The organism is Chelativorans sp. ZYF759 (assembly GCF_012911015.1).
GTDB lineage: Bacteria > Pseudomonadota > Alphaproteobacteria > Rhizobiales > Rhizobiaceae > ZYF759.
In genome coordinates, this window is the sequence record NZ_WVVV01000014.1 from 88563 (window position 1) to 101352 (window position 12790).

Here is a 12790-nt window from a genome sequence, read left to right on the forward strand (position 1 = left end):
CCCGGCGGCTTCTTGTTGTCTGCGGACAGAACGCCCTATTCGGCGGGGCTCTCCGACATATCGGAGATCAGCGCCTCGGGGGCATCCTTGGCGGCCTGCTTGCGACGCTCCTCAATGATGAGTTCGTCGCGGGAGGTCGCGATGCGGCGGATCTGCGCCATGGTGCCGCCGGTACCGGCCGGGATGAGACGGCCGACGATGACGTTTTCCTTCAGGCCCTGAAGCGTATCGACCTTGCCTGCCACCGAAGCCTCGGTGAGCACGCGGGTCGTCTCCTGGAAGGAGGCCGCGGAGATGAAGGACGGCGTCTGCAGCGATGCCTTGGTGATGCCGAGCAGGACGGGCTGGCCTTCGGCCGGCTTCTTGCCTTCCTCGACCAGGCGGTCGTTGATCTGCTGGAACTCCACCTCGTCGACATGGTCGCCGGGGATGTAGGTCGAGTCGCCCTGTGCCGTGATCTCCACCTTCTGCAGCATCTGGCGAACGATCACCTCGATGTGCTTGTCGTTGATGGCCACGCCCTGCAGGCGGTAGACCTCCTGGATCTCGTTGACGAGATAGGATGCCAATGCCTCGACGCCCTTGATGGCGAGGATGTCGTGCGGGGCCGGGTTGCCGTCGAGAATGTAGTCACCCTTCTCGATGGCGTCGCCTTCCTGGAGGTGGAACGGCTTGCCCTTCGGGATCAGGTACTCGACAGGCTCGACACTCTCGTCGTGCGGCTCAACGATGATGCGGCGCTTGTTCTTGTAATCCCTGCCGAAGCGGATGGTACCATCGATCTCAGCGATGATGGCGTGATCCTTCGGACGACGGGCTTCGAAGAGCTCGGCCACGCGCGGCAGACCGCCGGTGATGTCCTTGGTCTTGGCGCTTTCCATCGGCACGCGGGCAATCACGTCGCCCGGAGCAACCATCGCGCCCGGTTCGACCGACAGGATCGATTCCACCGACAGGAGGAAGCGCGAGTCGTTGCCCTTCGCCATCTTGGACACCTTGCCCTTGTCGTCGAGCACGGTGATGGCCGGCTTGAGGTCCGAACCGCGCGGCGTTGACCGCCAGTCGATGACCTCGCGCTTGGTGATGCCGGTCGATTCGTCGGTCGTCTCCTGAACGGAGATGCCTTCGACCAGATCCTCGAACGCGATCTTGCCGCCCAGCTCGGTCAGGATCGGCCTGGTGTAGGGATCCCACTCGGCGAGGCGCTGGCCGCGCTTCACGCTGTCACCATCATCGACAAAGATGCGGCTGCCGTAATTGATACGGTGGACAGCGCGCTCCTTGCCGGCCTCGTCGGAGATGACGACGGCCATGTTGCGGCCCATCGCGACCAGATGGCCATCGGAATTGCGGACCACGGAGCGGTTGCGGATGGCAACCGTGCCCTCATACGAGGCTTCCAGGAAGGACTGGTCGGCAACCTGCGCCGCGCCGCCCATGTGGAAGGTACGCATGGTGAGCTGGGTGCCCGGCTCGCCGATCGACTGAGCGGCGATGACACCGACGGCCTCGCCGATATTGACCGGCGTACCACGCGCCAGATCGCGGCCGTAGCAGACCGCGCAGACGCCGACCCGCACATCGCAGGTAAGCGCAGAGCGGATACGCACGGTCTGGATGCCGGCACCCTCGATGGCGTCGATGTCGCGCTCGTCCATGAGCGTGCCGCCCTTGACGATGACTTCACCGGACGTCGGATGCAGGATGTCCTCGAGCGCGGTACGGCCGAGAATCCGCTGACCGAGCGAGGCGACCACCTGGCCGGCATCGACGATCGGCTGCATGGTCAGGCCGTTCTCCGTGCCGCAATCGGGCGACACGACGATGCAGTCCTGAGCCACGTCGACGAGACGACGCGTCAGATAGCCGGAGTTGGCGGTCTTCAGAGCCGTATCGGCGAGACCCTTACGGGCGCCGTGGGTCGAGTTGAAGTATTCAAGAACGGTCAGACCTTCCTTGAAGTTCGAGATGATCGGCGTTTCGATGATCTCGCCTGACGGTTTGGCCATGAGGCCGCGCATGCCCGCCAGCTGACGCATCTGGGTCGGCGAACCACGCGCGCCCGAATGCGACATCATGTAGATGGAGTTCATCGGCTTCTGGCGGCCATCATCGTTGAACTCGATCGACTTGATGCGCGCCATCATCTGGTCGGCGACCTTCTCCGAGCACTTGGCCCAGGCGTCGACGACCTTGTTGTACTTCTCGCCCTGAGTGATCAGGCCGTCATTGTACTGCTGCTCGTATTCCTTGGCGAGCGCCTCGGTCTCGGCGACCAGGGCAGCCTTGGTGTCGGGGATCAGCATGTCGTCCTTGCCGAACGAAATGCCGGCCGAGCAGGCACGAGTGAAGCCCAGCGACATGATGCGGTCGCAGAAGATCACCGTCTCCTTCTGACCGCAGTGGCGGTAGACGGTATCGATCATCTTGGAGATGTTCTTCTTGGTCATCTCCTGGTTGACGATGTCGAACGGCACGTTTGCGTTCTTCGGCAGAACCTCGCCGATCAGCAGACGCCCGGGGGTCGTGTCATAGATCTTGGAGACGGGGTTGCCGTCATGATCGACGCTCTTGACGCGGCCCTTGATCTTGGCGTGCAGGGTCACCGCCTTGGACTCGAGCGCATGATGCAGTTCGCCGATATCGGCAAACGCCATGCCCTCGCCCGGCTCCTTCTCGTTGGCGATCGACAGGTAGTAGAGACCCAGCACCATGTCCTGCGACGGCACGATGATCGGCGCGCCGGAGGCGGGATGCAGGATGTTGTTGGTCGACATCATCAGCACGCGTGCTTCCAGCTGGGCTTCCAGCGAAAGCGGCACGTGGACAGCCATCTGGTCGCCGTCGAAATCGGCATTGAAGGCCGTGCAGACGAGCGGGTGCAGCTGGATTGCCTTGCCCTCGATCAACACGGGCTCGAAGGCCTGGATGCCGAGGCGGTGAAGCGTCGGGGCGCGGTTAAGCAGCACCGGATGCTCGCGAATGACCTCGTCGAGAATATCCCAGACTTCCGGCTTTTCCTTCTCGACCAGCTTCTTGGCCTGCTTGACGGTGGAGGAATACCCCTTGGCGTCGAGACGGGCGTAGATGAAGGGCTTGAAGAGCTCGAGCGCCATCTTCTTGGGCAGGCCGCACTGGTGCAGCTTGAGCTCGGGACCGGTCACGATGACCGAGCGGCCCGAATAGTCGACGCGCTTGCCGAGCAGGTTCTGACGGAACCGGCCCTGCTTGCCCTTGAGCATGTCGGAGAGCGACTTCAGCGGGCGCTTGTTGGCACCCGTGATCACGCGACCGCGACGGCCATTGTCGAACAGCGCGTCGACGGCCTCCTGCAGCATGCGCTTCTCGTTGCGGATGATGATGCCCGGCGCGCGCAGCTCGATCAGCCGCTTGAGGCGGTTGTTGCGATTGATGACGCGGCGGTAGAGATCGTTCAGATCCGACGTCGCGAAGCGGCCGCCGTCGAGCGGAACCAGCGGGCGCAGATCCGGCGGAATGACGGGGACGATCTTCATGATCATCCACTCGGGACGGTTGCCCGAATCGATGAAGTTCTCGACGACCTTGAGACGCTTCAGAAGCTTCTTCTGCTTCAGTTCGGACGTGGTCGTGGCCAGATCGGAACGCAGGTCGCCAGCGATCTTCTCGAGTTCCATGGCGGCCAGGAGGTCATGGATGGCCTCCGCACCGATCATGGCGGTGAAGGAATCCTCGCCGAACTCGTCGACGGCCATCATGTACTCTTCCTCGGAAAGAAGCTGGTGCTCCTTCAGCGAGGTCAGGCCGGGCTCGGTGACGATGTAGTTCTCGAAATAGAGGACGCGCTCGATGTCCTTCAGGGTCATGTCGAGAAGCGTGCCGATGCGGCTCGGCAGGGACTTCAGGAACCAGATATGGGCGACGGGCGCAGCAAGCTCGATGTGGCCCATGCGCTCGCGACGCACGCGCGACAGGGTGACCTCGACGCCGCACTTCTCGCAGATGACGCCCTTGTACTTCATGCGCTTGTACTTGCCGCACAGGCACTCATAGTCCTTGATGGGACCGAAGATGCGCGCGCAGAAAAGGCCGTCGCGCTCGGGCTTGAAGGTCCGGTAGTTGATCGTCTCGGGCTTCTTGATCTCGCCGAACGACCACGACTGAATCTTCTCAGGGGAAGCCAGCGAAATCCGGATGGAATCGAAGGTCTGCGCCGGCGCCTGAGGATTGAAAAGATTCATGACCTCTTGGTTCATGCCGTTCTCCTTGACGGGGCATCTGCCCCTCTTGTCCTAACGTATCGGGGACCGTTCCGTTCGGTCCCGGCTGCGCCGCGGATGAAGATCCGCGGCGCTCCTGGCATTATTCGGCCGCGTCGGGCAGGCGCTGCGGCTCCAGATCGACCTGCGAATTGAGCAGTTCGACGTTGAGGCCGAGCGAGCGCATTTCCTTGACGAGAACGTTGAAGCTCTCGGGAATGCCCGCCTCGAAGGTGTCGTCGCCGCGCACGATGGCCTCATAGACCTTGGTACGGCCGGCCACGTCGTCCGACTTGACGGTCAGCATCTCCTGCAGCGTGTAGGCGGCGCCATAGGCCTCGAGTGCCCAGACCTCCATCTCGCCGAAGCGCTGGCCGCCGAACTGCGCCTTGCCGCCCAGCGGCTGCTGGGTAACGAGCGAGTAGGGACCGATCGAACGCGCGTGGATCTTGTCGTCGACCAGGTGGTGGAGCTTCAGCATGTAGATGTAGCCGACGGTCACCTGGCGATCGAACTCCTCGCCCGTACGCCCGTCATAGAGCGAGACCTGACCGGTAGTGGACAGACCCGCCATCTCGAGCGCTTCGTTGATGTCGGCCTCGTTGGCACCGTCGAAGACCGGCGTGGCGATGGAGACGCCGCGACGCAACTGCTCGCCGAGGCGAACAACCGACTCGTCGTCGAACTCGCGGACCGGCTCGTTGCGATCATTGTCGGGAATGATCGCCTCGAGCTTTGCACGAACCGGCTTGATGTCGCCCGACTCCTTGTAGGCGTCGATGAGTTCGCCGATCTGGCGTCCCATGCCGGCGCAAGCCCAGCCAAGGTGAGTCTCCAGGATCTGGCCCACATTCATGCGCGAAGGCACACCCAGCGGGTTGAGCACGATGTCGACATGGGTGCCGTCTTCGAGGAACGGCATGTCCTCGATCGGAACGATGCGCGAAACCACACCCTTGTTGCCGTGACGACCGGCCATCTTGTCGCCGGACTGCATCTTGCGCTTCACCGCGACGAAGACCTTGACCATCTTCATGACGCCAGGGGGCATCTCGTCGCCGCGCTGGACCTTCTCGACCTTGTCCATGAAGCGCTGCTCGAGCGCCGACTTGGACTCGTCATACTGACCACGCAGCGCCTCGATCTCGCTCTGCGTCTTCTCGTCCTCGACCGCAAACTGCCACCACTGCGAACGCGGGTAGTCGCCGAGCAGTTCGGCCGACAGCTTGGTGCCCTTCTTGAAGCCCTTCGGGCCCGCAATGGCATCCTTGCCGTCCAGCATGTCGGTAAGGCGCGAATAGACGTTGCGATCGAGGATCGCCTGCTCGTCGTCCCGATCCTTGGCCAGACGCTCGATCTCCTCGCGCTCGATCGCCATCGCGCGCTCGTCCTTCTCCACGCCGTGGCGGTTGAAGACGCGAACCTCAACGATGGTGCCGAAGGCACCGGGTGGCATGCGCATGGAGGTGTCGCGCACGTCGGACGCCTTCTCGCCGAAGATGGCGCGGAGCAGCTTCTCCTCCGGCGTCATCGGGCTTTCGCCCTTCGGCGTGATCTTGCCGACCAGGATGTCGCCCGGCTGGACCTCGGCACCGACATAGACGATGCCCGCTTCATCGAGGTTCTTCAGCGCCTCTTCCGAGACGTTCGGAATGTCGCGCGTGATCTCTTCCGGCCCAAGCTTGGTGTCGCGGGCCATGACTTCGAACTCCTCGATGTGGATCGAGGTGAAGATGTCATCGCGAACGATGCGTTCGGACAGGAGGATGGAGTCCTCGTAGTTGTAGCCGTTCCAGGGCATGAAGGCGACGAGCACGTTGCGGCCGAGCGCCAGATCGCCGAGATCGGTCGAGGGACCGTCGGCAATGATGTCGCCCTTCTCGATGCGATCGCCCACCTTCACCAGCGGACGCTGGTTGATGCAGGTGTTCTGGTTGGAGCGCTGGAACTTCATCAGGCGATAGATGTCGACGCCCGACTTGCCCGGATCGACGTCCTCGGTGGCGCGGATGACGATACGGGTCGCATCGACCTGGTCGACCACGCCGGTGCGCCGGGCAGCGATCGCGGCGCCGGAGTCACGGGCGACGATCGGCTCCATGCCGGTGCCGACAAACGGCGCCTCGGCGCGCACCAGCGGCACGGCCTGACGCTGCATGTTCGAGCCCATCAGCGCGCGGTTGGCGTCATCGTTCTCGAGGAACGGAATGAGCGCGGCGGCAACCGAAACGAGCTGCTTGGGCGAGACGTCCATCAGGTCGACATTCTCGCGCGGTGCCATCATGACCTCGCCGGCATGGCGGCAGATCACGAACTCCTCGGTAAAGGAGCCGTTCGCATCGAGCTCGGCGTTGGCCTGGGCAACGTAGTGCTTGGCCTCTTCCATCGCCGACAGGTAGACGACCTCATGCGACACCTTGCCGTCGATGATGCGACGGTACGGGCTCTCAATGAAGCCATACTTGTTCACGCGGGCGAAGGTGGCCAGCGAGTTGATCAGACCGATATTCGGGCCTTCCGGCGTCTCGATCGGGCAGATGCGGCCATAATGCGTCGGATGAACGTCACGGACCTCGAAGCCCGCACGCTCGCGGGTGAGACCGCCCGGTCCAAGCGCCGAAAGGCGACGCTTGTGGGTGATCTCGGAGAGCGGGTTCGTCTGATCCATGAACTGAGAGAGCTGCGAGGAGCCGAAGAACTCGCGCACGGCGGCAGCCGCCGGCTTGGCGTTGATCAGGTCCTGCGGCATCACGGTGTCGATCTCGATGGACGACATGCGCTCCTTGATGGCGCGCTCCATGCGCAGCAGACCCAGGCGATACTGGTTCTCCATGAGCTCGCCGACCGAACGCACGCGGCGGTTGCCGAGATTGTCGATGTCGTCGATCTCGCCCTTGCCGTCGCGCAGCTCGACCAGCGTCTTGACCACCGCAAGGATGTCTTCCTTGCGCAGGACGCGCACGGTGTCCTCGGCGTCGAGTTCCAGACGCATGTTCATCTTGACGCGACCCACGGCCGACAGGTCGTAGCGCTCCGCATCGAAGAACAGCGAGTTGAACATGGCCTCGGCCGTGTCGATGGTCGGCGGCTCGCCGGGGCGCATGACGCGGTAGATGTCGAACAGCGCGTCCTGACGCGACTCGTTCTTGTCGGCGGCCAGCGTGTTGCGGATGTAGGCGCCGACATTGACGTGGTCGATGTTGAGGATCTGGATTTCCTCGACGCCCGACTCCAGAAGATCAACCAGGTTGCCCTTCTTGGCGCCGCTCTTGGCATCGACGGTCAGTTCGAGTTCGTCACCGGCCTCGAGATAGATCTCGCCGGTTTCGACATTGACGACGTCCTCGGCGATGTAGGCGCCGATGAGATCATCCTCGGTGGCGCGGATCGCCTTCAGACCCTTCTCGGCGAGCTGCTTGGCCTGGCGGGCGGTGATCTTGCGGCCGGCCTCCACGACCATCTCGCCGGTATCGGCGTCGATAAGGTCGACAACGGCCTTCATGCCGCGATAGCGCTCCGGCACGAACGGCACGCGCCAGTGATCGCCCTCGCGGGTGTAGGTGATCTTCTCGTAGAAGGTCGACAGGATTTCCTCGGGGTCCATGCCGAGCGCCATCAGCAGCGACGTGGCCGGGATCTTGCGGCGACGATCGATACGGGCGTGCACGATATCCTTGGAATCGAACTCGATATCGAGCCACGAGCCGCGATACGGAATCACGCGCGCGGCAAACAGGAGCTTGCCCGACGAGTGCGACTTGCCCTTGTCGTGATCGAAGAAGACGCCCGGCGAACGGTGCATCTGCGAGACGATGACGCGCTCGGTGCCGTTGACGATGAAGGTGCCGTTGGACGTCATGAGCGGCATGTCGCCCATGTAGACGTCCTGCTCCTTGATGTCCTTGATCGACTTGGCCTGGGTGTCCTCGTCGATATCGAACACGATCAGGCGCAGCGTCACCTTCAGCGGCGCGGCATAGGTCAGGTCACGCTGGCGGCATTCGTCGACGTCGAACTTCGGCGCCTCGAACTCGTACTTGACGAATTCCAGCATCGCCGTGCCGGCGAAATCGGAAATCGGGAAGACGGACTTGAAGACCGCCTGAAGTCCCTCATCCGCGCGCCCACCCTGGGGCTCGTCGACCATGAGGAACTGATCGTAGGATGCCTTCTGCACCTCGATGAGGTTGGGCATCTCCGCAACTTCCGGAATCTTTCCGAAAAATTTGCGGACCCTCCTGCGACCATTGAAAGTCTGGGTCTGGGCCATCGTTGCTCCTTGCTGCAATCCTGGGCCGCCGTTGCCGGCCTGCCGCACCTGCCGAATGCCGCGCCACCGCGCGATCCATCAAAAACGGGTAAAAACCCGTTTCCTGAGGGCCGTGATCGGCCGTCAGGAAAGAGGTTTTCCCACACAATCGAACCGGACCGGCGGGCGATCTCTCGCCCGCCGGTCCGAACGCATTACTTCAACTCGACCTTGGCGCCTGCGCCTTCGAGCTGTGCCTTGATCTTGTCGGCTTCGTCCTTGGAGACGGCTTCCTTGACCGGCTTGGGCGCACCCTCGACCAGATCCTTGGCTTCCTTGAGGCCAAGACCGGTGATGGCACGGACTTCCTTGATGACGTTGATCTTCTGCGCGCCGGCATCGGTCAGCACGACATCGAACTCGGTCTTCTCTTCGACGGCTTCAGCCGCGGCACCACCACCAGCAGCGGCGGCAACGGCCACCGGAGCAGCGGCGGACACGCCCCACTTCTCTTCGAGCATCTTGGAGAGCTCGGCCGCCTCGATGACGGTCAGGTTGGAAAGCTCGTCTACAATCTTGGCGAGATCAGCCATTTGTCTTTTTCCTTATACGATGGTTCGAACACGTGTTCGGATGGCAGCGAAAAACGGTCTAAGCCGTCTCGTCCTTCTTGGAATAGGCGCCAAAGACGCGCGCAAGCTGGCCTGCGGGCGCGTTGACGACCTGGGCAATCCGGGTTGCCGGCGTGGAAATCATGCCGACGATCTTGGCCCGAAGCTCGTCCAGCGACGGCAGCGAGGCAAGTGCCTTCACTCCATCGGAATCGAGGTTGGTCTCACCCATCGCGCCGCCGAGAATGACAAGCTTGTCATTGCCCTTGGCGAAATCGGATGCGATCTTCGGTGCCACGACCGGGTCCTCCGAATAGCAAATCAGGGTCTGTCCGGTGAACAGAACCTGCATGCTTTCGGAAGGGGTGCCCTGAAGAGCGATCTTGGCCAGACGGTTCTTCGCGACCTTGACGGTGCCGCCCGCATCACGCATCTTCGAACGAAAATCGTTCATCTGCGCGACGGTAAGCCCGGCATAGTGGGCCACGACGACGGAACCGGTGCTCTGAAACACCTCGTTCAGCGACGTGACGAATTCGCGTTTTTCCGCTCTGTCCACTGCCTATCTCCGTTTGGCGACCGCCTCATGGCGGCCACCGGGTTGCCTTTTGCCGCTCGGGAACAATCCATGCGGATGCCCGAACGACGCTCGAGGATCCTGTCCCCTTCCGTGTTGCTGCCCCGAAGGGCGGCGACGACAAAAGGCACATACGGTTCGAACCATTCACCGGGGAAATTCCCCGTCGTTTGGTTCTGACCCGTCTCATGCAGGCTCGGATCGGATTAAGGTGTGGCCTGGGCCGCACCACCTGCAGTCTCGGACAGGATGACCGGGAGTTTCCTCCCGGTCATCCGGGTCCCGGAGGACCCGGAATTACGGCCGGGTTGCCCCGGCAAAAGTACTAGCCCGCGGCCGTAAGGCTGGACGGGTCGATCTTGATGCCAGGGCCCATGGTGGAGGTGATGGCCACCTTCTTCAGATAGTTACCCTTGGCGCCCGTCGGCTTGGCCCTGATCACCGCATCGGCGAAGGCGCGGACGTTCTCTTCCAGCGCAGACGCGTCGAAGGAGATCTTGCCGACGCCGCCATGCACGATGCCGGCCTTCTCGACGCGGAACTCGACCGCACCGCCCTTGGAAGCCTTCACCGCAGCCGCGACATCGGGCGTCACGGTGCCGACCTTCGGGTTCGGCATCATGCCGCGCGGGCCGAGCACCTTGCCCAGACGACCGACCAGCGGCATCATGTCAGGGGTCGCGATGCAGCGGTCGAAATTGATCTCGCCCTTCTGCACGCTCTCCACCAGATCCTCGGCGCCAACGATATCGGCACCGGCCGCGGTGGCCTCGTCGGCCTTGTCGCCCCGGGCAAACACCGCCACGCGAACCGTACGACCCGTGCCGTTCGGAAGGTTGACGACGCCGCGCACCATCTGGTCGGCGTGACGCGGATCCACGCCAAGATTCATGGCGATCTCCAGCGTCTCGTCGAACTTGGCGCTGGCGCGCTCCTTCAACATGCCGATCGCCTCAGCGAGGCCGTACTGCTTGTCACGATCAAGGCCCTCTTGTGCCTTGGCGACGCGCTTTGCAATCTTCTTTGCCATCGTATCAGCCCACCACTTCCAGGCCCATGGAGCGGGCGGAGCCCTCGACCATGCGCATTGCCGCCTCAACGTTGTTGGCGTTGAGATCCTTCATCTTGGCTTCGGCGATCTCACGAACCTTGTCGCGGGAGATCTTGCCGGCCGTGGACTTGCCGGGCTCCTTCGAACCCGACTTCAGGTTGGCTGCCTTCTTGAGAAAGTAGCTGACGGGCGGGGTCTTCATGGCGAAAGTGAAGGACTTGTCCTGGTAGTAGGTAATGACCACCGGGATCGGAGAGCCCTTCTCGGCTTCCTGCGTCTGGGCGTTGAACGCCTTGCAGAATTCCATGATGTTGATGCCACGCTGACCAAGCGCGGGGCCGATCGGGGGCGACGGCGTCGCCGAGCCCGCGGGCACCTGCAGCTTGAGCTGGCCTGCGATTTTCTTAGCCATTCTTCTTCTGCCTCTTTGTCATGCCGGAACGCTCCGGCCTACGCAGTCGGGTGGTGCGGCGAGTTCGAGCCGGCCAAGCCCGCTCCACCTCCCACCCAGTTGATGGCCCGGCGCGCCGCTCGCGGCGCGCGGGCCAGACGGTCAGCCCTTTTCGACCTGACCGAATTCCAGATCCACCGGCACGGCACGTCCGAAGATCGACACCTCGACCTTGAGGCGCGAGCGCTCTTCGTCGACTTCCTGCACCGATCCCGAGAAGGAGGCGAAGGGCCCGTCGGAGACGCGCACGGCCTCGCCGATTTCGAAGGTCACGGACGGCTTCGGCCTCTCCACGCCCTCCTGCACCTGATGCAGAATACGCTCGGCCTCGGCATCCGTGATAGGCACGGGACGCGAATCACCAAGAAAACCAGTGACTTTCGGCGTATTCTTGATAAGGCTGAAGACCTCGTCGGTGAGTTCCGCGCGCACCAGCACGTAGCCGGGGAAGAACTTGCGCTCGGCATCGACCTTGCGGCCGCGACGCACTTCGACGACCTTCTCGGTCGGAACCACGATCTGCTCGATCCGCTCGCTCAGCCCCTTGCGCCGGGCCTGATTCTCGATGTCCTCGGCGACCCGCTTCTCGAAGTTCGAATAGGCGTGGACGATATACCAACGCGCAGTCATGTCAGATGCTCTCCCTTCCCGACCGGCCTAGCGCCCGATGCCGAGGATGAATTCCACGACCCAGGATATGATCTGGTCGGACAGGAAAAAGAAGATCGCAGCCAGACATGCAAAGATCAGAACCATAATGCTGGAGATGAGGGTTTCGCGCCGCGTCGGCCAGGTCACCTTCGAGGTTTCCGTCCGTACCTGCTGGAGAAACACGAAAGGATTGGTGGTCTTCGACGCCATCTGCCGCTCATCTTTTGTTTTCGGATCGGTCGCCCGAAGGCCCGTGGCCCGCGAATACGCCGATCTCTTTATCTAAAGTCACGCGCCGGGGCCGCGAATCACCTGGAAGTTTCCATACAATTCGGGCGCGTAAGGCTGTTTTCCCAGCCCCACGCACCGCGTGTCTGTCTGCCCTACATAATTCCGTTTCGACCGGCACGCAAGTGGCGATTTCCAAACCTGGTTCAAGCCGGAGAATGGCAGGGGCAGCAGGGCTCGAACCTGCGACCTGCGGTTTTGGAGACCGCCGCTCTACCAACTGAGCTATACCCCTAACGCTTCCGCGTGATGCTACCTAATCGCTGCAGGTCTCGGCATCAAGCGGATTCGGAGGCGAAACACGACGGTTCCACCTCCCCGTCCTCCGATCACTGCGTGATCGATGCGACGATGCCGGCGCCGCGGACAAAGCGCTTGCGCGCTTTGCCCATTTCCTTGTGCGTCGGCAGCTTGCGGCTTCGGCAAAACGCGTCACCGCGTTTTGCCGATTCCTTGTATCCCCGATTACTCGGTGATCGATGCGACGATGCCGGCGCCGACGGTGCGGCCGCCTTCGCGAATGGCAAAGCGCAGCTTTTCTTCCATGGCGATCGGCACGATCAGCTCGACGTCGACCGTCACGTTGTCGCCCGGCATCACCATCTCGGTGCCCTCGGGAAGCGACACCACACCCGTCACGTCGGTCGTGCGGAAGTAGAACTGCGGACGGTAGT

General features: G+C 62.6%; 8 protein-coding genes, 1 tRNA gene and 1 pseudogene. All 10 read right to left on the reverse strand.

The genetic code is table 11. The annotated features are described in order from the left end of the window. Nucleotides 1-35 precede the first annotated feature (35 nt). A complete protein-coding gene (gene rpoC, locus GRZ55_RS18745) occupies nt 36-4235 on the reverse strand; it encodes a DNA-directed RNA polymerase subunit beta' (protein WP_169288485.1) in 4200 nt (1399 codons plus the stop codon). Between the two features lie 106 nt (nt 4236-4341). Continuing rightward, a complete protein-coding gene (gene rpoB / locus GRZ55_RS18750) occupies nt 4342-8508 on the reverse strand; it encodes a DNA-directed RNA polymerase subunit beta (RefSeq protein WP_169288486.1) in 4167 nt (1388 codons plus the stop codon). Between the two features lie 194 nt (nt 8509-8702). Beyond that, complete coding sequence (rplL, locus tag GRZ55_RS18755; protein WP_169288487.1) at nt 8703-9080, reverse strand: 50S ribosomal protein L7/L12; 378 nt, start codon at nt 9078-9080, stop codon at nt 8703-8705. Nucleotides 9081-9138: 58 nt separating this feature from the next. Then, on the reverse strand, nt 9139-9657 hold the full coding sequence (rplJ, locus tag GRZ55_RS18760) for a 50S ribosomal protein L10 (RefSeq protein ID WP_169288488.1): 519 nt from the start codon (nt 9655-9657) through the stop codon (nt 9139-9141). A 343-nt stretch (nt 9658-10000) separates the two neighbouring features. Further along, nucleotides 10001-10705, reverse strand: coding sequence for a 50S ribosomal protein L1 (rplA, locus tag GRZ55_RS18765; protein ID WP_169288489.1), 705 nt, complete (start codon nt 10703-10705; stop codon nt 10001-10003). A gap of 4 nt (nt 10706-10709) precedes the next feature. Next, nucleotides 10710-11138, reverse strand: a complete 429-nt coding sequence (gene rplK, locus GRZ55_RS18770) for a 50S ribosomal protein L11 (RefSeq protein WP_169288490.1) — start codon at nt 11136-11138, stop codon at nt 10710-10712. A gap of 141 nt (nt 11139-11279) precedes the next feature. Beyond that, a complete protein-coding gene (gene nusG / locus GRZ55_RS18775; protein ID WP_169288491.1) occupies nt 11280-11807 on the reverse strand; it encodes a transcription termination/antitermination protein NusG in 528 nt (175 codons plus the stop codon). Between the two features lie 27 nt (nt 11808-11834). Next, nucleotides 11835-12038, reverse strand: coding sequence for a preprotein translocase subunit SecE (secE, locus tag GRZ55_RS18780; RefSeq protein WP_169288492.1), 204 nt, complete (start codon nt 12036-12038; stop codon nt 11835-11837). A gap of 237 nt (nt 12039-12275) precedes the next feature. Further along, nucleotides 12276-12351, reverse strand: a tRNA-Trp gene (locus GRZ55_RS18785). A 230-nt stretch (nt 12352-12581) separates the two neighbouring features. Further along, a pseudogene (tuf, locus tag GRZ55_RS18790) lies at nt 12582-12790 on the reverse strand (elongation factor Tu); the annotation flags it as partial.

Bases quoted from the DNA above. Each gene is read 5' to 3' on its own strand.
- rpoC (WP_169288485.1), bottom strand. From the start codon at position 4,235: ATGAACCAAGAGGTCATGAATCTTTTCAATCCTCAGGCGCCGGCGCAG.
- rpoB (WP_169288486.1), bottom strand. From the start codon at position 8,508: ATGGCCCAGACCCAGACTTTCAATGGTCGCAGGAGGGTCCGCAAATTT.
- rplL (WP_169288487.1), bottom strand. From the start codon at position 9,080: ATGGCTGATCTCGCCAAGATTGTAGACGAGCTTTCCAACCTGACCGTC.
- rplA (WP_169288489.1), bottom strand. From the start codon at position 10,705: ATGGCAAAGAAGATTGCAAAGCGCGTCGCCAAGGCACAAGAGGGCCTT.
- rplK (WP_169288490.1), bottom strand. From the start codon at position 11,138: ATGGCTAAGAAAATCGCAGGCCAGCTCAAGCTGCAGGTGCCCGCGGGC.
- nusG (WP_169288491.1), bottom strand. From the start codon at position 11,807: ATGACTGCGCGTTGGTATATCGTCCACGCCTATTCGAACTTCGAGAAG.
- secE (WP_169288492.1), bottom strand. From the start codon at position 12,038: ATGGCGTCGAAGACCACCAATCCTTTCGTGTTTCTCCAGCAGGTACGG.